Origin of the sequence: Microbacterium sp. LWH7-1.2 (assembly GCF_038397755.1) — a bacterium.
Taxonomy (GTDB): domain Bacteria; phylum Actinomycetota; class Actinomycetes; order Actinomycetales; family Microbacteriaceae; genus Microbacterium.
Genome location: NZ_CP151637.1, coordinates 761893 through 784525 on the forward strand (window position 1 = coordinate 761893; position 22633 = coordinate 784525).

Consider the following 22633-nt stretch of genomic DNA (forward strand, 5'->3'; position numbering starts at 1 on the left):
GACCGTGACCTCGCAGCCCCGCTGTCCGCACTGTCGCCACTTCGTCTACCTGGACACGCTGCAGTGTCCGAACTGCGAAGCCGCGATCGGCTACCACATCCCGACGCGTGAGTTCTACGGAATCCGCCACGGGCAGGCTGTCATCGGCGGCGAGACCTGGTACACCTGCTCGAACCGTGAGTGGGCGTGCAACTGGCTCGTGTGGGAGAACGCTCCCGCCGGCCGCTGCTTCTCGTGCCGGCTCACCCGACGCCGTCCCGCCGCCGACGACACCGTCGCCCTCGAGAAGCTCGCGAAGACCGAGGAGGCCAAGCGACGGCTGCTCCTGCAGCTCGCCGACCTGGGCCTGCCGATCGTCGGCTGGGACGTCGAGAAGGGCGGCCTCGGGTTCGACCTGATCTCGAGCCTCTCCGACGGCAAGCCGGTGACCATCGGGCACGCCAACGGCATCATCACGATCGACCTGGCCGAGAGCCTCGATGATCGACGGGAAGCCCTTCGGGTCCGGCTCGGCGAGCCGTACCGCACGATCCTCGGGCACCTCCGCCACGAGGTCGGGCACTACTACCAGAACGTCCTCCTCGCCGACGACGAGCTCTGGACGCGGTGCCGCGAGCTGTTCGGCGACGAGCGCGCGAGCTATCGGGACGCACTGAAGCGCCATTACACGTTCGGCGCCCCGTCCGACTGGCACGCGGCGTTCATCTCGGAGTACGCGACGATGCACCCGTGGGAGGACTTCGCCGAGACGTTCGCCCACTACCTCCACATCACCGGCACACTGCAGACCGCAGCGGTCATCGGAATCCATCTCGACGCCTCCGTGACGAATCTCCGCGACACGGATGTCGTGCCGCTCGAGTCGTATGAGAACGAGCCCATCCAGCGGCTTCTCACCGACTGGGAGTGGCTGTCGCAGGCGTTCAATCGCATCAACCGGTCGATGGGCTTCGGCGACCTGTACCCGTTCACGATCGTGACGCCGGTGCGGCACAAGCTCGCGTTCGTCCACGACATCGTGACGCGCGCGCCGCTGAGCCCGGGGGAGCAGTACACCCTCGCGATGGCCGGTGCCGGGGCGGGGGAGACGGGGACGTCATGACGTCGTTCGCGCGGGGACAGCGGGTGATCGGTGCGGCGACGCACTACGTCGAGAACCAGCCGTCCTGGCGCGTCGAGGTCGACGAGTACACGCTCAACGCGCCGCTCGCCGCAGCCGTCGGGGCGTTCGGGGCGGAGTGGGCCGACGAAGGGCTCCGGGAAGCGGGCGTGCTGGTCGGGTCGGACTCGTTCCAGCGGGATGCCCACCTCGCGAACGTGCACACCCCCGTCGCGCACGCCCACGACCGCTGGGGCTATCGCCTCGACGAGGTCGAGTACGACCCGTCGTATCACCGGGTGATCGCGGAAGCGGTCTCCCGGGGTGCACACACCTCGGCGTGGGCCGCCCCGCGTGCCGGAGCCCACGTCGCCCGCGCGGCGATGTTCATGCTGTTCGCGCAGGTCGAACCCGGGCACGCGTGCCCGGTCTCGATGACGCACGCCGCGGTCGCCTCGATCGAGGGTTCGCCGTGGGTCGCCGGCGAGTGGCTTCCACGCCTCTACTCGCGGGAGTACGAACCACGACTCGCCGTCGACGGCGGCAAGTCGAGCGCCCTCATCGGGATGGCGATGACCGAGAAGCAGGGAGGCTCCGACGTGCGCGCGGGCACCACCGTGGGCGAGTCGATGGGCGGGCACGCCTACCAGCTCACCGGCCACAAGTGGTTCTGCTCGGCGCCGATGTCGGACGGCTTCCTCGTGCTGGCCCACACCCGCAGCCGCGGCGTGGACGAGGGACTCACCTGTGTGTTCGTGCCCCGCATGCTGCCGCACGACATGCGGAACGTGTTCCGCATCCAGCGGCTGAAAGACAAGCTCGGCAACCGCGCGAACGCCTCGGCGGAGGTCGAGTTCGACGGCACCGTCGGCTTCCTCGTCGGCGAGCCCGGACGCGGAGTCCGGGCGATCATCGAGATGGTCCAGCGCACGCGCCTGGACTGCGTGCTCGGCACGGCCGCGGGCATGCGGCAGTCGGTCGCCGAAGCGGTGTGGCACGCGCGCGGACGCGAGGCGTTCGGCGCTCTCCTTGTCGACCAGCCCGCGATGACCGGCGTGCTCGCCGACCTCGCCCTGGAGTACGAGGCCGCGATGCTCACCGGCCTGCGCCTCGCGCAGCTCTTCGAGGCCGAGGCATCCGATCGCGATGTCGCCCTGCGCCGCCTCGCCACCCCGGTGTCGAAGTACTGGGTGTGCAAACGCGGGCCGCACCATGCCTACGAAGCGCTCGAGTGCCTCGGCGGGAACGGCTACACCGAGACCTTCCCCCTGGCCCGGCGCTACCGCGAGCAGCCCGTCATGGCGATCTGGGAGGGCTCCGGCAACGTCATCGCCCTCGACGTGCTGCGGGCGCTCACGCGCGACCGCGAGTCGGAGGCGGCTTTCGCCGACGAGCTCGCGACCACGGCGGGCGCCTCGGCGGTGCTCGATCGGCACGTGGAACGCACGCTCGCCCTACTGGAGCGCCTTGTGGCCGCTCCGGACGAGGCCCCGTCTCAGGCTCGCCGGCTCAGCGAGGATCTCGCGCTGGCGTTCCAGGCATCCCTCATGCTGCGCCACGCGCCCGGACTCGACGCCGACACGTTCATCGCCGCCCGGCTGGGCGACGATCGCGGGGCGCAGTACGGCGTGCTGCCGTCGGGGACGGATGCCGCCGCCATCGTCGCGCGCCACTGACGGTCGAGCCGCGCTTAGGCTGTCTGAGTGACTGCGGCGCGACGATCCATCCTGCTCGCCGCGGTCGTCGCGGCCGTGGCGATCGTCTGCGCGTCGTGCGCGGCGACCCCCACGGCGAAGCCGTCGGCGACCTCGTCTCCGACAGCCACCGCCGCTCCGACACCCGAGGTCGCCGGTCTCACGCCGGCCGAGCAGGTCGTGTCCACGATGTCGCTGCGGGAGCGCGCGGCGAGCGTCGTGATGGGTCACATTCCGACGACGGATGCTGCGGCCCTGCGCTCGTACATGGAATCCACCGACGCCGGCGGCTTCCTCCTGATGGGCGCGAACATCCCTGCCGACGAGGCGGCGCTCGAGGAGATCACCGGCGCGCTCACGGTCGACCCGGCGCAGCCGCCGCTGATCGCCGTCGACCAGGAGGGCGGAGACGTGTCGCGGCTCCCGTGGGACGACCTCCCGTCCCCGCTCGAGCTGCAGCAGGCCGATCCCGCCACCGTGGAGGCGGCGTACGCCGGCCGCGGCGCGCTCGTCCGCCAGGCCGGCATTCCCGTGAGCTTCGGCATCGTCGCGGACGTCACCGCCGACCCGAACTCGTTCATCCATCGCCGGGTCCTGGGTACGACGCCCGACACGGCCGCGGCGCACGTGGCTGCGGCCGTCGTAGGCGAGAAGGGCAGCGTCTTCTCGACCCTCAAGCACTTCCCGGGTCACGGCGCGGCGCCGGGAGACTCCCACTCGTCGATCCCGTCGACGCCGATGCCGCTCGACCAGTGGCGCACCACCGACGCGCTGCCGTTCCAGGCGGGGGTCGAGGCCGGCGCCGAGCTGCTCATGTTCGGTCATCTGGCGTACACCGCCGTCGATCCGGCGCCCGCGAGCCTCTCACCGGAATGGCACCGCATCGCGCGCGACGAGCTCGGCTTCGACGGCGTGTCGATCACGGACGATCTCGGCATGTTGGAAGGCTCGGGTCTGCCCGCGTACGCCGACCCCGTCGCGAACGCGGTCGACGCCCTCGCTGCAGGCAACGACATGGTGCTGACCGTGGTCTACTCGACGCCCGAGACAGCGCCGCAGATCGTCGACGGCATCGTCACCGCGGTGGAGTCGGGCGCCATGCCCGCCGAGCGACTGGAAGAGGCGGCGACACGCGTGATGGAGCTGCGACTCGCCGTCGCCGAGGCTGGAGAGGGCGAGCTCCCGTGCACGACGTGCGCGGATTCCGACGAATGAGTCAGCCGCCGGCGATCTCGACGAGGCCGGCGCGAAGGACCCGTCCGCGCTCCGCGAAGCCTCGCTGCGCCCGCACGTAGGCGGCCTTGCCCTCCGCGGTCTCGATCGGAACGGCGTCATAACCCCAGTCCGCGAGGTCGTAGGGCGACGCGCGCATGTCGAGCACGCGGATGTCCCGGGCCAGCTCGAATGCATCGAGCAGCACCTCGCCCGGCACGAGCGGCCCGAGCTTCACCGCCCACTTGTACAGGTCCATGCCGGCGTGGAGGCAGCCGGGCTGCTCGAGCTCAGGCTGACCTTCGCGCGTGAGCATCTCCCGATTGCGCGGGACGGCCTCTGGCGTGAAGAACCGGAATGCGTCGAAGTGCGTGCAGCGGAGGTCGTGCTCCTCGACCACGGCGTCGGTCGCGTCCTGGCCCAGCCGCAGCGGGACGGGATGCCGGTGCTCCGGCTGCCGGTACACCATGGCCCACTCGTGCAGACCGAAGCACCCGAAGCCGGGGGCTCGGTCGGCGGTGGCACGGAGGATCCGCGCGACGTTCCCGACGAGCGCTCCCCGCTCGGCACGGAATCCCGCGCCGTCGACGGCGAGAGCTCCGGCCTCGCCACCCGGACGATACCAGCGCCATGCGGCACGCGCGTCGGCGGCGGCATCCGCCAGCTCCACACCCTCGCCAGGATGCCAGCGGTGCAGCACTGCCGGCTTGTACGAGTAGTACGTGAAGAGGAAGTCCTCGACCGGGTGCGTCTCTTGGCGTGCGGCGCGGGCACGATGCGCCGCCGTCAGGGCCCGAGCACGCTCCTCGTGGGCGGCCTCGCGCTCTCGCCATACGGCGCGGGCCAGCACCGGGGCTTCAGGAGGCGCGATCGTCACCGTTCGAGGATACGCGGGACGCCTCCGCACGCCCCCAGCGCGGGATCACGTCTCGACAGGCTCGATGAGCTCCGGCGAGTTGTTGCGCACGTTGCCGACGGCCTTCGAGACCTCGTGGTCGTCGAGCGTTTCGGCGAGGGCAGGAGCCGCGTCGATCGCCGCGTCGAGCACGTCGCGCACGTTGTCGGTCGTGGGGTCGAGCCACGCGTCGGCGTGGTCGGGATCGAGGAACAGCGGCATGCGGTCGTGGATAGAGCCGAGGTGCCCGATCGAGTCGCGGGTGAGGATCGTGAAGCTCAGCAGCCAGCGCTCAGGGTCGTCGTCACCCTTTGTCTTGTCGCGCCACCACTCGTAGAGCCCGGCGAGGAACAGCGGCTCGCCGTCGGCCGGGTGGATGTAGTGCGGGATCTTCACGCCGTCGACGTTCTTCCACTCGTAGTAGCCCGACACGGGCACCACGGCGCGGCGCTTCTCCAGCGCGCCGCGGAACATCGGCTTGTCCTCCAGCTCCTCGGCCCGGGCGTTGAACGCCCGCGCGCCGATCTTGGTGTCTTTCGCCCATGAAGGAATGAGGCCCCAGCGGGCCGCCTCGAGACGGCGCGTGGGGGGCTCGGTCTTCGCCGAGTCGAGCACGATCGCAGCGCTGCTGGTCGGAGCCACGTTGTAGGACGGCTCGGGAAGGTCGTCGCCCTCGACATCGACGCGCAGCACTCCGACGAGATCGGAACCGGCACTGGCCACTACGAAGCGTCCGCACATGCGGCCAGCCTACGCGCGGCCTCCGACGTGGGCGCGAGAGCAGAGGCTCAGGCTTCGAGCGCTCCGGCGGCGCCGAGGACGCCGACAGCCTCCAGCCGTTCCAGCAGGCCTGCGCCGTCGTTCTCGCTCACCCACGGCACTGCGGCCGCCGCGTGGTCGTTCACGGCGGTGCGGCCGCCGGCCAGCACCGCCTCGGCGGGGGACAGGCGCCGGATCGCGACAGCCACGACACGGGAGGGGTGCTCGTCGGTGAACGTGGTGTAGATCGCGTCGTCGTGCTGCCCGTCGTCGCCGATGAGCAGCCACCGCACGTGCGGGAACTCCTCGGCCAGGCGGCGCAGATTCGAGAGCTTGTGGGCCTTGCCGCTGCGGAACCAGCGGTCGTGGGTCGGGCCCCAGTCGGTCAGGAGGAGGGCGCCCGGCGGGAAGACATGGCGGCTGAGGAAGCGAATGAGCGTCGGCGCGATGTTCCACGCTCCCGTGGAGAGGTAGACGAGCGGTGCACCGGGGTTCTCGCGGACGACGCGCTCCATGAGCACCGCCATGCCTGGGACGGGCTGGCGGGCGTGCTCGTTGACCACGAACGAGTTCCAGGCGGCGAGGAGCGGGCGGGGGATGGCCGTGACCATGACCGTGTCGTCCACGTCCGAGACGATGCCGAAGCGGACGTCGGGACCGACGATGAACGCCCGCGTCTCGACCGGTTCGCCGCCCTCGACCGACATCGTGAACGTCTGCCAGCCCGGCTCGAGATCGGCGGGGAGCCGCGTGTCGATCACGCCGCCACGGTCGGCGACGACCGCGTGATCCACCCCCGCGATGCTCACCGTGACCGCCGCGTAGCCGATGGGGACAGCCGCGAAGCTGCGCCAGCCGCGCACGCCGGCGTATTCGCCGGACGCGGTCTCCTTCACCGGCGGGACGATCATCACCCGGCCGAGGACGCGCACCCAGCCGGGTCCGCCGTAGCCCGGGAAGGGGGCGACGGTGGGCGTCTGCCCACGGCGGCGGGCACGCCGTTCGCGCCATGCGTGGAACCGGTACTCCAGGCGGGCGAGCCACAAGATTTTGGCGCGCACGTTCTCGGGGTCGGTGTGGGGCACTCCTTCAGTCTTTCATGTCCGCCACAGGCGACTCGTCTGGACCACCGTGCTCGAGGTGCTTGCGCTCGGCCCGTTCGATCACCTTCTTGCTCACGAAGACCAGCACCAGGAACAGCACGATGACGCCCACGAACACGTAGCCCGCGTAGTGAAGCCGGTCGGCGAGCTCGCGGTAGGTTCCCGCGGCCACCGCGGCGACCGAGATGTACAGCGTCGACCAGATCACGCATGCCGGGATCGTCCACGCGAGGAACCTGCGGTACGGGTAGCCGCTCATCCCGACGGTCAGCGGCACCAGCGAGTGCAGCACCGGCAGGAAGCGGGAGATGAAGATCGCCGGCCCACCGCGCCGCCGCAGATACCGCTCCGAGCGCTCCCAGTTCTCTTCGCCGATGCGGCGCCCCAGCCGGGAGTGCTGGATGCGGGGACCCAGGAAGCGCCCGAGCCAGAAGCCGATGCTCTCGCCGATGAGGGCGCCGAGCACGACGGCGAAGCCGAGGATCACGCCCTCCAGCACCGACGAGACGGCGGTGCCCGCGACGATCACGATCGTGTCCCCGGGTACCACGAGTCCGATGAGCACGCTCGTCTCCAGCATGATCGCGAATCCGGCGAGCAGTGTCCTGACGATGGGGTCGACGCTCTGCACCGCGTCGAGCAGCCACGTCAGGAACTCGTTCACGCCATGAGCCTAGAGGTCTGCAGGCCGCTCTAACCTGGGAACATGACGGAGCCCTTCGCCGCCGCGGTCGTCCCGCACTGGGTGGATCCGGCATCCGTCTTCGCCGCTCTCTTCCAGGGTGAGCCCCACTGCTTCTGGTTGGATGCCGGACCCGACGCGGCCGAGGGATGGAGCTGGATCGGTGCGGGCGCTCGGGACGAGCCGGCGCACGTGAGGGCCACCACATGCAGCGCGGCCCCTTCGGACGGCGGCGAGAACCCTTTCCGCGGCGGGTGGGTGGGCTGGACGGGCTACGATGACGCGGCAGCGCGCGCCGGCGCCCCTGCGTTCGGCGGGGCCGATGGCATCCCGCAGGAATTGTGGCTGCGCGTGGAGCGCCTGGTCGCCTTCGACCACGGCCGGCGAAGGGTCTGTGCGTACGCCTCGTCGGTGGTTGCCGACGAGCTCGCCGCCGCGGTCGCCGCGGCGACAGAGGCTCCGATCGCATCCGCACGCGCCGAATCGCGGGGAGTGGCGCACGCCCGGCATCGCCCCGACGAGTACGCCGCGCTCATCGAACGCTGTCGCGACGCGATCCGCGAGGGCGACGCGTATCAGCTGTGCCTCACGACGCGCTTCGAGGTCGCGGCATCCGTCGATCCTGTCGAGGTCTATCTCCGCCTGCGGGCGGCGACGCCGGCGCATCACGGCGGCTTCGTGCGCTCGGGCGGCGTCGCGCTGCTCAGCGCGAGCCCGGAGCAGTTCCTCCACGTCGAGGGTGCGCCCGGGGTCGGCGCGGTCGTGCGCACGCGGCCGATCAAGGGCACGCGCCCGCGCGGCGCGGACCCGACCGCCGATGCCGCCCTCGCGGCGGAGCTGCGCGCGAGCGAGAAGGAGCGCGCCGAGAACGTCATGATCGTCGACCTGATGCGCAACGACCTCTCCCGCGTGTGCGTGGACGGCACCGTCGGCGTCGACGCCCTGCTCGAGGTCGAGTCGTACCCCGCGGTGCACCAGCTGGTGAGCACCGTGTCGGGCCGGCTCGCGGCCGGAACGACCGTCGACGACCTGTTGGCGGCGACCTTTCCGGCCGGGTCGATGACGGGGGCTCCGAAGCTCTCGGCGATGACGATCCTGCACGGTCTCGAAGGCGCGCCCCGCGGAGTCTTCTCGGGGTGCTTCGGCTGGGTCGGCGAGGACGGCGCTCTCGATCTCGCCATGGTGATCCGCTCGATCGTGGTCCGGCCGGACAGTGCATACGTCGGCGCAGGGGGCGGAATCACGTGGCGGTCGGAGGCTGCGGCGGAGGTCGCCGAGGTGGGGATCAAGGCACGCGGACCCCTCGCCGCGCTGGGCGCCGCACTGCCGCCGGGCTGGTGAACCGCCCGTTCCGCTAACCTGGAAGACGCGCTTCGCGCGCTGCGCGCGCTTTCCGGCTTCCATGATTGGCACTTTCCACGTGAGTCAGACCGAAACCCCCGACACCTCTGCGCCCACAGAGGGCTATGACGCCTACTCCATCCAGCAGAAGTGGCAGGCGCGCTGGTCCGAGGCCGATCCCTTCCGAGCCGGTGGCGCCGATGACAAGCGCCCCCGCAAGTACGTGCTCGGCATGTTCCCGTACCCCTCGGGCGACCTGCACATGGGTCATGCCGAGAGCTACGCGTATGTCGACATCGTTGCGCGGTTCTGGCGTCACCGCGGCTACAACGTCCTGAACCCGATCGGGTGGGACTCGTTCGGCCTGCCCGCGGAGAACGCGGCGATCCAGCGCGGGGCCGACCCGCGCGAATGGACCTACGCGAACATCGAGCAGCACAAGAAGAGCTTCCGCGAGTACGGCTCGTCGTACGACTGGAGCCGGATCCTCCACACGAGCGACCCCGAGTACTACCACTGGAACCAGTGGCTGTTCCAGCGCCTCTACGAGCGCGGCCTGGCCTACCGCAAGGAGAGCCCGGTCAACTGGTGCCCCCATGACCAGACGGTGCTCGCGAACGAGCAGGTCGTGGACGGGCACTGCGAGCGCTGCGGCGCCGAGGTGATCAAGAAGAAGCTCACGCAGTGGTACTTCAAGATCACCGAGTACGCCGACAGGCTGCTGGACGACCTCAACCAGCTCGAGGGGTTCTGGCCGCAGAAGGTCATCCGCATGCAGCGGAACTGGATCGGCCGCTCGGTGGGCGCCGACATCGACTTCGAGATCGAGGGCCGGGCCGACAAGGTCACGGTCTTCTCGACCCGTCCCGACACGCTGCACGGCGCGACGTTCATGGTCGTCGCGCCCGACAGCGACCTGGCAGCCGAGCTCGCCGCCGGCTCGTCGGCCGAGGTGCGCATGCGCTTCCAGGACTACCTCGAGAGCGTGCAGCGCGAGACCGAGATCGAGCGCCAGAGCACCGACCGGCCGAAGACCGGCGTCTTCCTGGCCCGCTTCGCGGTCAACCCGGTCAACGGCGAGCGCCTGCCCATCTGGGCCGCGGACTACGTGCTGGCCGATTACGGGCACGGCGCCGTCATGGCGGTTCCGGCGCACGACCAGCGCGACCTCGACTTCGCGCGCGCGTTCGACCTGCCGGTCAAGGTCGTGGTCGACACGACCGCCCCGATCACCGGAGCGATCCCGGTCATCGAACTGGACGACGAGGGTGTGCCCATCGATCCGGGTCCCCTCGAGACGCTCGACGATCTCGATCCCGCCCGCACCGGCATCGCGCTGACCGGCGACGGCCGTGTCATCAACTCCGGCTCGCTCGACGGCCTGTCCAAGCGCAACGCGATCGCGCGCATCATCGAGCAGCTCGAGGCCGCCGGCACCGGACGCGCGGCGAAGTCGTACCGCCTGCGCGACTGGCTCATCTCGCGCCAGCGGTTCTGGGGCACGCCGATCCCGATGATCCACACCGAAGACGGGCGCATCGTGCCGGTTCCGCAGGACCAGCTGCCGCTGCGCCTCCCCGACGCGCACGGTCTGGACCTCGCCCCCAAGGGCACGTCGCCGCTGGGCGGCGCGACCGAGTGGATGAAGACGAGCGATCCCGAGACGGGCGAGCCGGCGCTGCGCGACCCCGACACGATGGACACGTTCGTCGACAGCTCGTGGTACTTCCTGCGGTTCCTGGCGCCAAACGACCCGAACGAGGCGTTCCCCTCCCGCGAGGCGGACCGGTGGGCGCCCGTCGACTCGTACATCGGCGGCGTCGAGCACGCGATCCTGCACCTGCTGTACGCACGCTTCATCACGAAGGTCCTGTTCGACATGGGGCTCATCGACTTCACCGAGCCGTTCTCGAGCCTGATCAACCAGGGCATGGTGCTCCTCGACGGGTCGAAGATGTCCAAGTCGAAGGGCAACCTCGTCGAGTTCGCGTCGAGCATGGTCGACCCCGGCGCCGACGCGGTGCGCACCGCGATCGCGTTCGCCGGCCCGGTCGAGGACGACATCAACTGGGAGGACGTGTCGACAACGGGCGCCCAGAAGTTCCTCGCGCGTGCCTGGCGCGTCGCGACGGATGTGACCAGCGACCCCGACGTGGTGTGGGCGGAGGGCGACGCGTCGCTGCGCCGTGTGACGCACCGCCTGCTCGCGGACGCGCCGGGACTCGTCGAGCAGACGAAGTTCAACGTGGTCGTCGCCCGCCTCATGGAGCTGGTCAACGCGACGCGCAAGGTCATCGACACCGGCGCCGGCCCCGCCGACCCCGCCGTGCGGGAGGCCGCCGAGGCGACCGCGATGATCCTCGACCTGTTCGCTCCGCACCTCGCGGAGGAGATGTGGGAGATCCTCGGGTACGACGGGTTCGTCGGTCTGGTGCCGTGGCGCACGGCCGACCCGACGCTGCTCGTCGAGGAGACGGTGACCGCGGTCGTCCAGATCGACGGCAAGGTGCGCGGCACCCTTCAGGTGCCTGCGCGCATCGACGCCGCCGAGCTCGAGCGACTCGCCCGCGCCGATGAGAAGGTCGTCCGCTCGCTCGCGGGCCGCGAGATCACGCGCGTGATCGTCCGCCCGCCGAAGGTCGTGAGCTTCAGCACGCACTGACCTTCCTCCACAGCATGGTCGGGTCCCGGGGGTGTGCACATCCCCGGGACCCGCGGCGTCTGCGGCCTTCCCCACCTCCTAGCGTGGGTCCGTGACAGCCGGCGACCGCTCCGAGAGAGGGTCGACCGAGCCCGTCGCCGCGCGCCGCCGCCTGGGGATCGGCGCCGTCGTCGTGCTCGTGATCGCCGCACTGGCGATCACCGTGGGGATCGGCATCCTTCGCAGCGCGACCGCCCCGGTCGACGAGGTCGTCGTCGACGGGACCCCCACGGCCGCCGCGACGCCGTCGGGCGAGCAGTACGTGCACATCTCCGGTGCGGTGCGCGCGCCCGGCCTCTACGTGCTGCCGGCCGGCTCGCGCGTCGTCGACGCCGTCGCGGCCGCCGGCGGCTTCGCCGACGACGCCGACCGTGACGCGATCAACCTCGCCCGCACGCTCGACGACGGGGAGCAGCTGCCGGTCCCGCGCGAGGGCGAGGCGCCACCCGTCGCGGCGGGCGCCCCCGGTTCTCTCCCGACCGGCGACGGGCCCGTCGACCTCAACAAGGCGGACGCGACGCTCCTCGAGACGCTTCCGCGCATCGGTCCTGCGCTCGCGGAGCGGATCATCGCGTGGCGCGACGACAACGGCGGGTTCACGAGCATCGAGGACCTGCTCGCGGTCCCCGGCATCGGCGACAAGATGTTCGAGGCGCTGCGCGACCTCGTGACGGTGTGACATGGGCCGACGGCGCGGTCTGCGGCTGGTCCCGGTCGCCGGGGCGTGCTGGGCGGTTGCGGCGGTCGCGAGCCTCGTTCCGGCGGCATCGCCCTGGATCGCTCTGGCGCTCTGGTCCCTCGTCCTCGCGCTCACCCTCGTCGTGCTGCGCCTCAGCAGGCCCCGGGGCTTTCCGTCGCGTCGCACCGGGTCTCCCACGCGATTCCGGATGCCTCGGCACGCGGTGCGCCGTGCCGCCGCGGTCGTGGCGCTCGCAGTCGCGGCTTCGGCGGCCGCGGCGTCCCATGTCGCCCTGGCACAGCCGGCCCGGACCGCGATCGCCGCGCCCGCCCTGGACGGTGGCCGGGCCGTCGACATCCGTGCCGACGTCGTCGGCAAGATCGAGCACCGCGCCGATGGTTCGCTCGCCTTCGACGCCCGGGCGACGGGCGTGGCGAACGGGAGCGAGATGCACGCGGCGGAGGTCGAGATCACGCTGCGCGTCTCACCGGAGGACGTCGACAAGCCAGCGCAGCTCGACGTCGGCGCGACCGTCGTCGCCCACGGCACCGCACGGCCCGGGAGGCCGGCGGAGAGGGCGGTGCTCGAGGTGTGGGCCTCGCGCGGGGTCGAGGTCCTGAACCCGCCCGAGGGTCTGGCCGCAGTCACCGCGGGGTTGCGACGCGGCCTGGTCGATGCGGTCGAGGGTCTGCCCGGCGAGGGCGCGGGTCTCGTCCCCGGTCTTGCGGTCGGCGACACGTCGGTCGTCGCGCCCTCCCTCGATGCGGCCATGAAGGAATCCTCACTGTCGCACCTCACGGCCGTGTCGGGCGCCAACTGCGCGCTCGTCGTCGGCATCGCGTTCGCCATCGCGGCCGCTCTCGGCGCCTCGCGGAGGCTGCGGGTCGCCGTCGGCCTGTGCGTGCTCGCGGGGTTCGTCCTGCTCGTCACACCCGAGCCGAGCGTCGTGCGCGCCGCCGCGATGGCCGCGATCGCGATGCTCGCCGTGCTGTTCGGCCGCGCCGGCGCGGGGATGACGCTGCTGTCGGTCGCCGTGGCGCTGCTCCTCGTCCTCGATCCGTGGCTGGCAGCGTCTCTCGGGTTCGCGCTGTCGGTCGTCGCGACGGGATCGCTCCTGCTGTGGGCGCGTCCGCTCGCCACTGGGCTCGCCCGCGCTCTCCCGCGGCCGCTGGCTCTCGCGCTCGCGGTACCTCTCGCCGCCCAGCTCGCATGTGGTCCGCTCCTGATCCTCATCGAGCCGACGGTGCCCGTGTACGGCGTGCTCGCGAACCTTCTCGCGGGGCCCGTCGCACCGGCCGCGACCGTGCTGGGGCTCGCGGCGTGTCTCAGTGCGCCGCTGCCGTGGCTGCAATCGGGTCTCGCGGGACTCGCCTGGGTGCCGGCCTCGTGGGTCGCCGCGACTGCGAGCACCGCCTCGGCGCTCCCGGTGGATGGCTTGCCCTGGCTCGAGGGCGTGCCCGGCGCGATGGCCCTCGCCGGGGTGGGCCTGGCTGTCGGGCTCACGATCGCCCTCGACCGCCGCGGTCCGTGGGTGCGGCGACTCACTCGCGTCACCTCCGTCGCCGTCGTCGCCGTCCTGCTGGGCGCCGGGTTCGGCACGGCAGCCCTGGCCACGGTCGCCGGCCGGTGGACCCTGCCTGCCGACTGGTCCGTGCTCGCGTGCGACGTGGGTCAGGGCGATGCCGTCCTGCTCCGGTCGGAGGACGCCGTCGCGCTGGTCGACACCGGGCCGGACCCCGAACCGCTCGCCGCCTGCCTCTCCCGCGCCGGCCTCGACCGGATCGACCTGCTCGTCCTCACCCACTACGACCTCGACCACATCGGCGGGCTCGACGCGGTACGCGGCCGGGTCGGGGCGGTGCTCCACGGACCGGGCGACGCCGCCGGACGCGCGGCCATCGCCTCGCTGGCGGCGCAGGGAGCGCGGCCGACCGAGGCGGCCGCGGGTCTCAGCGGGTCATTCGGGGACGCGCGGTGGCGCGTCCTCTGGCCGAAGGCGGGCAGCCGCGCCTTCCCGCCGGGCAACGACGCCAGCGTCGTCCTCGACGTCCGGGGCGGCGGCATCCCTCCGATGCTCCTCCTCGGCGACTTGTCGGCCTCGCCGCAGCGGCTGCTGACGACGACCGGCGCGCTCGATCCCCCCTACGCGATCGTCAAGACCGCCCATCACGGGAGCGCCGACCAGGACGCCGGCCTGTACGTCGCCGCACAGCCGTCGGTGGCCCTCGTCACCGTCGGTGCCGGCAACGACTACGGGCATCCGCGCGATGAGGCGCTCGCGATCCTCGACGAGGTCGGCGCGCGGATCGAGCGCACCGATCGCGACGGCGCGATCGCCCTCTGGGAATCGGGCACCGGTTCGGTGTCGGTATGGCACGATCGCGGGGGATGAGGGCGACGGCCGCCGTCGGTGGCCGTCGGTAGGCTGGGGGAATGGCTTCCCCCGCACGCCGAGCACCCGCGAAGGCCGCGCGCAGCGCCATTCCCCAGCTCTCGTGGCGAGCTCCGCAGCCGGCGCCGGTCGTCCTCGTCTCCGGGCCGGAGGAGGTCTGCGCTGAACGGGCCATCGCCGGCGTGCGTGACTACCTCCGTGCCGAAGACCCGACGCTCGAGGTGTCCGACATCCGCGCGGACGACTACGCCGCGGGAACCCTCCTGGGTGTGACTTCGCCGTCGCTGTTCGGCGAGCCGCGGCTGGTCCGCGTGAGCGGCGTCGAGAAGTGCTCCGACACGTTCCTCACGGAGGCCGTGGCGTACCTCGCGGCCCCGCAGGACGGCGCGACGGTCGTCCTCCGCCACACCGGCGCCAGCGTGCGCGGCAAGAAGCTGCTCGACGCGATCCGCGCGGGTGAGGGTTCGGGGGTCGAGATCGCATGCCCGGCCGTCAAGCGCGACTCCGACCGCTTCGACTTCGCCGCGGGCGAGTTCCAGGCAGCGAAGAAGCGCATCGCTCCGACGGCGCTGCGCGCGCTCGTCTCCGCCTTCGCGGACGACCTCACCGAACTCGCAGCGGCGTGCCAACAGCTCATCGCCGACGTCCCCGGCGACATCACCGACCAGGTCGTCGAGCGCTACTACGGCGGGCGCGTCGAGACGTCGGCCTTCACGGTCGCCGACACGGCGATCGCGGGGCGCTACGGAGAGGCGCTCATCGCGCTCCGACACGCCCTGGCCTCGGGCGCCGACCCTGTGCCGCTCGTGGCCGCGGTCGCGATGAAGCTGCGGACCATGGCGCGGGTCGCGGGCAACCGCGAACCCGCGGCGGCCCTGGCGTCGCGCCTGGGTATGAAGGACTGGCAAATCGATCGCGCGCGCCGCGACCTGGTCGGCTGGAACGAAGAGAGCCTCGGCCGGGCGATCCAGGCGACGGCACGAGCGGATGCCGAGGTCAAGGGCGGTTCGCGCGACGCGGTGTTCGCCCTCGAGCGCATGATCACCGTGATCGCCACGCGCGCACCGTACGGCGCCTGACCCGACGCTCCCGGCACAAGCAAAAGGCCCGCCCCTTGCGGGACGGGCCTTCACGCGACTCGAGGTCGCGGAGCTTGTCAGAGGCTCAGAGAGCGGCGACCTGCTTGGCGATGGCCGACTTGCGGTTCGCCGCCTGGTTCTTGTGGATGACGCCCTTGCTGACGGCCTTGTCGAGCTTCTTGGTCGCCGTGCCCAGCGCCTTCTCGGCAGCAGCCTTGTCGCCGGCGGCGACGGCCTCACGGGTGCGACGGACGTGCGTCTTCAGCTCGCTCTTGACGGCCTTGTTGCGCTCGCGCGCCTTCTCGTTGGTCTTGTTGCGCTTGATCTGCGACTTGATGTTCGCCACGTGTCGACGTTCTTTCGTTCGAAGGTGAATCGGATTGATGTGCCGGTCAGCGAGAGAGGGACGCTTCGCGGCGGTCGTGAGGGCGAACCCACACGCAAGCCAAACAAGGATTCTATCAGGTGAACCGAGGAGCCGTTGACACTCACAGGCGTGCGCGGCGAAGCCCTTCCATGATGCATGATCTACGCGTGGGAGCGCGCTCGCCTGACGCGCTGAGTGACGAAGGAGTCCGCCGTGCCGCAGCATCCGTCTGTCGACCTCTCGCCGTTCCCGCCCGGGTTCCGGTGGTCCGCCGCGACCGCCGCGTTCCAGGTAGAGGGCTCGCGCGGCGCAGACGGACGGGGTCGGTCGATCTGGGACGACTTCGTGGGCACTCCGGGCGCCGTGCGCGACGGGGCCACCGCCGATCCCGGCCCGGACAGCTACCGGCGGCATCGCGAAGACGTGGCGCTTCTCGCCGCGCTCGGCGTCGACCGGTACCGATTCTCGATCTCGTGGGTGCGCGTACAGCCCGAGCCCGGCGGCCCGGTGCTGCAATCGGGCCTCGACTACTACCGCCGCCTCGCCGACGATCTGCGCGAAGCGGGGGTCACGCCATTCGCGACGCTGTACCACTGGGATCTGCCGAGCGCCCTCGAAGAGCGCGGCGGCTGGCTCAGCCGCGATACGGCGCTGCGCTTCGGCGAGTACGCCGGGATCGTCGCTGAGGCGCTGGGCGACAGCATCCGTCACTGGTACACGCTCAACGAGCCGGTCTCGACGTCGCTCCAGGGCTATGCCGTGGGCACGCTCGCGCCGGGGAGGCAGCTGCTCTTCGGCGCGCTGCCGACCGTGCACCATCAGCTGCTCGGGCACGGCCTCGCGCTGCGCACGCTGCGCGCCGCGCGTGCCGAGGAGGTCGGGATCGTCAACAACCACACCGTCGTGCTGCCGGCAGCGCAGACGGATGCCGACCTCACGGCCGCAGCCGTGTATGACGTGCTCCACAACCGCGTCTTCGCCGACCCCGTGCTCACGGGCGCCTACCCCGACCTCGAGGCGCTCGGGATCCCGCCCATGCCTGTCGAGGACGGCGATCTCGAGCTGATCTCGGCGCCGGGGGACTTCTACGGCATCAACTTCTACAACCCGACGAGCGTCGCCGCGGCGCCCGACGGCAGCCCCGTGCCGTTCGAGATCGTCCCGACGCCCGGCGCACCCGTCACCGGCTTCGGGTCGGAGTGGCCCATCATGCCGGCGGCGCTGACCGGCCTGCTCTTCGACTTCACGGAGCGCTACGGAGACCGTCTGCCGCCGCTCGTGATCGGCGAGAACGGCGCGTCGTTCCCCGAACCGGCTCACGTCGACGGCCCCGTCCCGGACGCCGAGCGCATCTCGTACCTCGCCGGCCACATCGACGCCGTGGGTGCGGCCGTGCGCGGCGGCGTCGACGTGCGCGAGTACACAGTGTGGTCACTGCTGGACAACTTCGAGTGGGCGGACGGGTGGTCTCAGCGGTTCGGTCTCGTGCACGTCGACTTCGACACCGCGGCACGCACTCCGAAGGCGTCGTTCGACTGGTACCGCGCCCTCATCGCGGAGGCTCGCGCGTGACCGCCGGGCCGGGGTCCAAGGTCGGCGCGGGCTGGTTCGCCCTCTTCACGCTCGCCTGGCTCGCACTTTGGACGGTGCAGCTCACTCCGCTGCAGCTGCTCATCCCGCTGCAGCTGGACACCCCGGACGACGCCGACGGCTGGGTGTCGGGGGTGGTGTCGTCGGGCCTCGTACTGGCGATCGGCGGCATCGCCGGTGTGATCGCCGCTCCGGTCGCCGGCGGGCTCTCCGACCGCACCCGCGGCAGGATGGGGCGCCGCCGCCCCTGGGCGCTCGGCGGAGTGTGGCTGGGGACCGCTTCGCTCGCCGCGATCGCCTCGGCGTCCGGGCCGTGGGGCGTGGGGCTCGCCTGGGTGGGCGTCTCGGTCGGCGTCGCCGTGGCCTCTGCGGCCTTCACCGCGCTCATCGCCGATCAGCTGACGACGCAGCGGGGCGCAGCATCCGCCGCCGTCTCGTCCTCCCAGGCACTCGGGATCGTCGTGGGCGTCGGCGTCATCGTGCTGCTCGAACTCGGCGTCGTGGTCGGCTACCTCGTGCTGGCCGGCTTCCTCGCCGTCGTCGGCACGGCAGCGGCGCTCGTGCTGCCCGATCCGCCGGCACGCGCCGACGTGGCTGTGGCGCGCGAAGCGCGCACCCTCGGCGAACGACTCGCTGCCCTTCGCGACCGCGACTTCGCGTGGCTCCTCGCGGGGCGCCTCACGGTGAACGTAGGCAATGCGCTGGGCACGGGACTGCTGCTGTTCTTCCTGCTGTACGGCCTGCACCGCGACCCCGCGACGGCCGAGGACGAGCTGCTGCTGCTGATCCTCGTGTACACGCTCTTCGTGGTGGTGTCCTCGATCGCGTCGGGGTGGATCTCCGACCGCACCGGGCGACGGATCCCGTTCGTCGTGTGGTCGGCCGTCGTCCAGGGCCTCGCGTCGATCATCCTCGTGCTGGCGCCGTCGCTCACGACCGCGATGATCGCGGCCGCGCTCCTCGGCGTCGGCTACGGGGCATACATGTCCGTGGGCCTCGCACTCGGCACGGACCTGCTGCCGTATCCGCAGGACCACGCCCGCGACCTCGGCTTCGTGAACGTGTCGGCGAGCCTCGGCCAGCTCATAGGGCCTCTCCTCGGCGCGGGCCTCGTCGCGCTCGTGGGCGGCTTCTGGCTGCTGTTCCTCGTCGGAGGCGTCCTGTCGATCGCGGGCGGCTTCATGACCTACGCGATCCGCAGTCGGGAGCGCACGTCTTCAGCGGTGTGACGCCTCCAGCGTCGTGAGGGCGACCTCGAGGAGCGCGTTGAACACGCGCGGACGCATGACGGTCACATGGTGAGTCGTCCGCGGCACGACGATGAGCTCCGCGTGGCGCGCGACCCTCATGAACAGCTTCTCGTTGACGCGGAGCTGGTCGTACTGACCGTTGACGAACCAGAGCGGCGCGTCGATGCGATGGAGCGCTGCGAGCAGGTCGAGCACCGAGAGGCTGCGCAGCGCCACATCCTGCGCGTCGAGCGCATACCCTCCGGCCCCGAAGTCGGCCCGGGTCTCGTCGGGGAGGATGCGATCGAGCATCCGGTCGGCGAGCCACATCCCGCGGTCGGGCAGGGAGTCGAAGCCGCGGGCGAGGACCCGGTAGGTCGCGAGGCCGACGCCGCGGGGGATGGCGGTGCAGGATGCCGCGATGAAGCCCGCGACGGGGGGAGGAGTCTCCGCCCCCGCGTACTCGATGCACAGCAGCCCGCCCATCGAGTGGCCCGAGAGCAGAACCGGACCGCGCTCGGCCGCGGCGCGCACCGCGGAGTCGATCGTGGCGAACGCCGACTCGAGCGTGAACTCCTCGGCCATGCGGGACCCGTGGCCGGGGAGGTCGACCGCGGTGACCGGGTTGCCGCGCGCGGTCAGGTAATCGGTCTGCGCGCGCCACATGGTCGCGGACGTCCGGATGCCGTGCACGAGCACGACCTGGACGACCATGACGACAGGGTAGCGGCGCGAGCCCGCCTACCATGGCGGCATGCCCGAGATCGCCCCGCACATCGCGCGCATGCCCGGTTCCGGCGTGCGCCACATCCTCGAGCGCGCGCTGCGCCGGCCCGGCACGATCATCCTCGCCGTCGGTGAGCCGGGCGAGGTCGCGGGCGCGCGGATCCGGGATGCTGCGTCCCGGGCCTGGCACGAGGGTGCGATCCGGTACACGCCCAACGGTGGCATCCCGGCGCTGCGCGAAGCGATCCGCGACAAGCTCGCGCGCGAGAACGCGCTCGACGTCGGCGTCGAGCAGATCTGGGTGACGGTCGGCGCGACGCAGGCGCTGCACCTCGCGATGGCGCTCACGCTGTCGGAGGGTGACGAGGTGCTCGTGCCCGACCCCGGCTACACCACCTTCACGATGAACGCCCACCTTCTGCAGGCGACGCCGGTGCCCTATCCGCTGCGTCCCGAGCGCGCCTTTCAGCCCGATCTCGACGAGCTCGAGTCGCTGGTCACGCCGCGCACACGCGCGATCATCGTGAACACCCCCTCCAATCCGCTCGGCTCGACGTTCGACCGGGCGACGCTGGAAGCGCTCATCGCCCTGGCACGCCGCCATGATCTGTGGCTCATCAGCGACGAGGTGTACGAGCGGTTTACCTGGGGTCAGCCGCACGTGAGCCCCGCGACGCTCGCTGCCGACGGCCGCGTGCTGTCCGTGTTCTCGATGTCGAAGACCTATGCCATGACGGGGGCCCGGGTGGGGTGGCTCGTCACGCCTCCGGGGTGGCGGCAGACGATGCTGCGTGTCCAGGAGTCGGTGGTCAGCTGCGTCGACGAGCCTTCGCAGCGGGCGGCCGCCGAGGCCCTCACCGGCGATCAGGGCGGCGTCGCACACAGCGCGGCCCACTACCGCGGCAACCTCGCCGCGGCGACGGCGCTCCTCGATGCCCGCGGTCTGCGATACCTCGACCCGACCGCCGCCTTCTACCTCTGGATCGACGTGTCGCACGCGTCCGCAGGCGATGTCATGACGTGGTCCGAGCGGTTCCTCGACGAGCAGGGCGTGGCCGTCGCCCCGGGGAGCGCCTTCGGCGCCTCGGGCGAGGGTTGGATCCGCGTATGCGTGGCCAGCGATCGTGACGAGCTGCTCGAAGGGCTCGGCCGCCTCCCCGCTCCCGCCTGACCCCGCCGCGGCCGCCGGGGCTCCTCGAGGGACGCGCACCCGTACAATCGTCTGGACATGTCACCGCGCGCCCTGAAGCCCCTCGAGCCCTCCGCCACGCCGCCCGAGCTGATCCGCAACTTCTGCATCATCGCCCATATCGACCACGGCAAGTCGACATTGGCCGACCGCATGCTGCAGATCACCGGCGTCGTCTCCGACCGCGACATGCGCGCGCAGTACCTCGACCGCATGGATATCGAGCGCGAGCGCGGGATCACGATCAAGTCGCAGGCCGTGCGCATGCCGTGGGCCGCCGCCGATCAGACCTTCGCGCTCAACATGATCGACACCCCCGGACACGTGGACTTCACCTACGAGGTCTCGCGTTCGCTCGCGGCCTGCGAGGGCGCCATCCTCCTGGTCGACGCAGCGCAGGGCATCGAGGCCCAGACGCTCGCGAACCTCTACCTCGCGCTCGAGAACGACCTGCACATCATCCCCGTGCTCAACAAGATCGACCTTCCCGCCGCCGACCCCGAGAAGTACGCGGCGGAGCTGGCCGGTCTCATCGGCGGCTCGCCCGACGACGTGCTGCGCGTGAGCGGCAAGACGGGCATGGGGGTCGAGATCCTGCTCGACCGCATCGTCGAGCAGATCCCCGCTCCGAAGGGGAACGCGGATGCCCCGGCCCGGGCCATGATCTTCGACTCGGTGTACGACTCCTACCGCGGCGTGGTGACGTACGTCCGCATGGTCGACGGCAAGCTGGAGCCGCGCGAGCGCATCCAGATGATGTCGACGAAGGCGACCCACGACCTCCTCGAGATCGGCGTGTCCAGCCCCGAGCCGGTGCCCACGAAGGGGCTGGGCGTCGGCGAGGTGGGCTACCTCATCACCGGCGTCAAGGACGTGCGCCAGTCCAAGGTCGGTGACACGGTCACCAATCAGCGCAAGCCTGCGACCGAGGCACTCGCCGGCTACACCGACCCGAAGCCGATGGTCTTCTCCGGCATCTACCCCATCGACCAGAGCGACTACGCCGACCTGCGCGAGGCGCTCGACAAGCTGAAGCTCTCGGACGCGTCCCTCCAGTACGAGCCCGAGACGTCGGTGGCGCTCGGCTTCGGCTTCCGCTGCGGCTTCCTCGGTCTGCTGCACCTCGAGATCATCACCGAGCGCCTCTCGCGCGAGTTCGACCTCGACCTCATCACGACCGCGCCCTCGGTGACGTACGAGGTCACGACCGACACCGGCGACACCGTCGTCGTCACCAACCCGAGCGAGTACCCCGACGGCCGCGTCGCCGAGGTGTCCGAGCCGGTGGTGAAGGTCGGCATCCTGCTGCCCAAGGATTACGTCGGAACCGTCATGGAGCTCTGCCAGTCCCGCCGCGGGTCGCTCCTCGGAATGGACTACCTCAGCGAGGACCGCGTCGAGCTGCGCTATCACATGCCGCTGGGGGAGATCGTGTTCGACTTCTTCGACCAGTTGAAGTCCAAGACCCAGGGCTATGCGAGCCTCGACTACGAGCCCGCCGGCTCGCAGACCGCCGATCTCGTCAAGGTCGACATCCTGCTGCAGGGCGACAAGGTCGACGCGTTCAGCTCCATCGTGCATCGCGAGAAGGCGTATGCGTACGGCACGATGATGACCGAGCGCCTGCGCAAGCTCATCCCGCGCCAGCAGTTCGAGGTGCCCATCCAGGCCGCCATCGGCGCCCGGATCATCGCCCGCGAGAACATCCGGGCGATGCGCAAGGACGTCCTCGCGAAGTGCTATGGCGGCGACATCTCGCGCAAGCGCAAGCTCCTCGAGAAGCAGAAAGAGGGCAAGAAGCGCATGAAGATGGTCGGTCGCGTCGAGGTCCCGCAGGAGGCGTTCATCGCCGCGCTCTCAGGGGACGTCGAGGGTCCTGCCAAGAAGTGAACCGAC

Annotated in this window: 18 protein-coding genes; 12 read left to right on the plus strand and 6 right to left on the minus strand. The window is 71.1% G+C overall.

What is annotated here, in order from left to right; all coding sequences use genetic code 11:
* The first annotated feature begins 4 nt into the window (after nucleotides 1–4).
* Genes MRBLWH7_RS03630 through MRBLWH7_RS03640 form a run of 3 tightly spaced genes read left to right on the plus strand, consistent with a single transcriptional unit; the run spans nucleotide 5 to nucleotide 4008 of the window.
* Complete coding sequence (locus MRBLWH7_RS03630) at nucleotides 5–1102, plus strand: putative zinc-binding metallopeptidase (protein WP_341999237.1); 1098 nt, start codon at nucleotides 5–7, stop codon at nucleotides 1100–1102.
* On the plus strand, nucleotides 1099–2775 hold the full coding sequence (locus MRBLWH7_RS03635) for an acyl-CoA dehydrogenase family protein (RefSeq protein WP_341999239.1): 1677 nt from the start codon (nucleotides 1099–1101) through the stop codon (nucleotides 2773–2775). The genes MRBLWH7_RS03630 and MRBLWH7_RS03635 overlap by 4 nt, the downstream gene beginning before the upstream one ends.
* 27 nt (nucleotides 2776–2802) lie before the next feature.
* Nucleotides 2803–4008 (plus strand): glycoside hydrolase family 3 N-terminal domain-containing protein, encoded by a 1206-nt coding sequence (locus MRBLWH7_RS03640; RefSeq protein WP_341999241.1) that lies wholly within the window; start codon nucleotides 2803–2805, stop codon nucleotides 4006–4008.
* A 1-nt stretch (nucleotide 4009) separates the two neighbouring features.
* Here MRBLWH7_RS03640 and MRBLWH7_RS03645 read toward each other — a convergent pair whose 3' ends face one another.
* Genes MRBLWH7_RS03645 through MRBLWH7_RS03660 form a run of 4 tightly spaced genes read right to left on the minus strand, consistent with a single transcriptional unit; the run spans nucleotide 4010 to nucleotide 7426 of the window.
* Nucleotides 4010–4882: a 3-methyladenine DNA glycosylase gene (locus MRBLWH7_RS03645; RefSeq protein WP_341999242.1), complete on the minus strand. Its 873-nt coding sequence runs from the start codon at nucleotides 4880–4882 to the stop codon at nucleotides 4010–4012.
* Nucleotides 4883–4927: 45 nt separating this feature from the next.
* On the minus strand, nucleotides 4928–5641 hold the full coding sequence (locus MRBLWH7_RS03650) for an SOS response-associated peptidase (protein WP_341999244.1): 714 nt from the start codon (nucleotides 5639–5641) through the stop codon (nucleotides 4928–4930).
* A gap of 47 nt (nucleotides 5642–5688) precedes the next feature.
* On the minus strand, nucleotides 5689–6744 hold the full coding sequence (locus tag MRBLWH7_RS03655) for a phosphatase domain-containing protein (RefSeq protein WP_341999247.1): 1056 nt from the start codon (nucleotides 6742–6744) through the stop codon (nucleotides 5689–5691).
* A gap of 4 nt (nucleotides 6745–6748) precedes the next feature.
* On the minus strand, nucleotides 6749–7426 hold the full coding sequence (locus tag MRBLWH7_RS03660; protein ID WP_341999249.1) for a DedA family protein: 678 nt from the start codon (nucleotides 7424–7426) through the stop codon (nucleotides 6749–6751).
* A 42-nt stretch (nucleotides 7427–7468) separates the two neighbouring features.
* Here MRBLWH7_RS03660 and MRBLWH7_RS03665 point away from each other — a divergent pair, with 42 nt between their 5' ends.
* The 5 genes from MRBLWH7_RS03665 to holA all read left to right on the plus strand — a co-directional run bounded on the left by MRBLWH7_RS03665 (nucleotide 7469) and on the right by holA (nucleotide 15636).
* A complete protein-coding gene (locus MRBLWH7_RS03665; RefSeq protein ID WP_341999251.1) occupies nucleotides 7469–8785 on the plus strand; it encodes an anthranilate synthase component I family protein in 1317 nt (438 codons plus the stop codon).
* Nucleotides 8786–8864: 79 nt separating this feature from the next.
* Nucleotides 8865–11447, plus strand: a complete 2583-nt coding sequence (leuS, locus tag MRBLWH7_RS03670; RefSeq protein ID WP_341999253.1) for a leucine--tRNA ligase — start codon at nucleotides 8865–8867, stop codon at nucleotides 11445–11447.
* Nucleotides 11448–11538: 91 nt separating this feature from the next.
* Nucleotides 11539–12165, plus strand: coding sequence for a ComEA family DNA-binding protein (locus tag MRBLWH7_RS03675; RefSeq protein WP_341999255.1), 627 nt, complete (start codon nucleotides 11539–11541; stop codon nucleotides 12163–12165).
* A gap of 1 nt (nucleotide 12166) precedes the next feature.
* Nucleotides 12167–14557 carry a ComEC/Rec2 family competence protein gene (locus MRBLWH7_RS03680; protein WP_341999257.1) on the plus strand — a complete coding sequence of 797 codons (2391 nt, stop codon included), beginning with the start codon at nucleotides 12167–12169 and terminating at the stop codon, nucleotides 14555–14557.
* A gap of 41 nt (nucleotides 14558–14598) precedes the next feature.
* Complete coding sequence (gene holA / locus MRBLWH7_RS03685; protein WP_341999259.1) at nucleotides 14599–15636, plus strand: DNA polymerase III subunit delta; 1038 nt, start codon at nucleotides 14599–14601, stop codon at nucleotides 15634–15636.
* A gap of 85 nt (nucleotides 15637–15721) precedes the next feature.
* On the opposite strand, the gene rpsT is transcribed toward holA, so the two are convergent.
* A complete protein-coding gene (gene rpsT / locus MRBLWH7_RS03690; protein ID WP_341999261.1) occupies nucleotides 15722–15982 on the minus strand; it encodes a 30S ribosomal protein S20 in 261 nt (86 codons plus the stop codon).
* Nucleotides 15983–16216: 234 nt separating this feature from the next.
* On the opposite strand from rpsT, the gene MRBLWH7_RS03695 reads away from it, so the two are divergent.
* Both MRBLWH7_RS03695 and MRBLWH7_RS03700 read left to right on the plus strand, forming a co-directional pair.
* Nucleotides 16217–17575 (plus strand): GH1 family beta-glucosidase, encoded by a 1359-nt coding sequence (locus MRBLWH7_RS03695; RefSeq protein ID WP_341999263.1) that lies wholly within the window; start codon nucleotides 16217–16219, stop codon nucleotides 17573–17575.
* Entirely contained in the window at nucleotides 17572–18822 is a 1251-nt protein-coding gene (locus MRBLWH7_RS03700) for an MFS transporter (protein ID WP_341999264.1), read from the plus strand. The genes MRBLWH7_RS03695 and MRBLWH7_RS03700 overlap by 4 nt, the downstream gene beginning before the upstream one ends.
* Here the strand turns inward: MRBLWH7_RS03700 and MRBLWH7_RS03705 are convergent.
* Nucleotides 18811–19536, minus strand: coding sequence for an alpha/beta hydrolase (locus tag MRBLWH7_RS03705; protein WP_341999266.1), 726 nt, complete (start codon nucleotides 19534–19536; stop codon nucleotides 18811–18813). The two genes, MRBLWH7_RS03700 and MRBLWH7_RS03705, sit on opposite strands and share 12 nt — an antisense overlap.
* A 40-nt stretch (nucleotides 19537–19576) precedes the next feature.
* On the opposite strand from MRBLWH7_RS03705, the gene MRBLWH7_RS03710 reads away from it, so the two are divergent.
* A complete protein-coding gene (locus MRBLWH7_RS03710) occupies nucleotides 19577–20719 on the plus strand; it encodes an aminotransferase class I/II-fold pyridoxal phosphate-dependent enzyme (RefSeq protein ID WP_341999268.1) in 1143 nt (380 codons plus the stop codon).
* A gap of 57 nt (nucleotides 20720–20776) precedes the next feature.
* Nucleotides 20777–22627 (plus strand): translation elongation factor 4, encoded by a 1851-nt coding sequence (gene lepA, locus MRBLWH7_RS03715; RefSeq protein ID WP_341999270.1) that lies wholly within the window; start codon nucleotides 20777–20779, stop codon nucleotides 22625–22627.
* Nucleotides 22628–22633 lie beyond the last annotated feature (6 nt).

Coding starts and splice junctions, on each gene's coding strand:
- MRBLWH7_RS03705 (WP_341999266.1), bottom strand. CDS start 19,536: ATGGTCGTCCAGGTCGTGCTCGTGCACGGCATCCGGACGTCCGCGACC.
- MRBLWH7_RS03680 (WP_341999257.1), top strand. CDS start 12,167: ATGGGCCGACGGCGCGGTCTGCGGCTGGTCCCGGTCGCCGGGGCGTGC.
- MRBLWH7_RS03650 (WP_341999244.1), bottom strand. CDS start 5,641: ATGTGCGGACGCTTCGTAGTGGCCAGTGCCGGTTCCGATCTCGTCGGA.
- holA (WP_341999259.1), top strand. CDS start 14,599: ATGGCTTCCCCCGCACGCCGAGCACCCGCGAAGGCCGCGCGCAGCGCC.
- lepA (WP_341999270.1), top strand. CDS start 20,777: ATGTCACCGCGCGCCCTGAAGCCCCTCGAGCCCTCCGCCACGCCGCCC.
- MRBLWH7_RS03710 (WP_341999268.1), top strand. CDS start 19,577: ATGCCCGAGATCGCCCCGCACATCGCGCGCATGCCCGGTTCCGGCGTG.
- MRBLWH7_RS03665 (WP_341999251.1), top strand. CDS start 7,469: ATGACGGAGCCCTTCGCCGCCGCGGTCGTCCCGCACTGGGTGGATCCG.
- MRBLWH7_RS03635 (WP_341999239.1), top strand. CDS start 1,099: ATGACGTCGTTCGCGCGGGGACAGCGGGTGATCGGTGCGGCGACGCAC.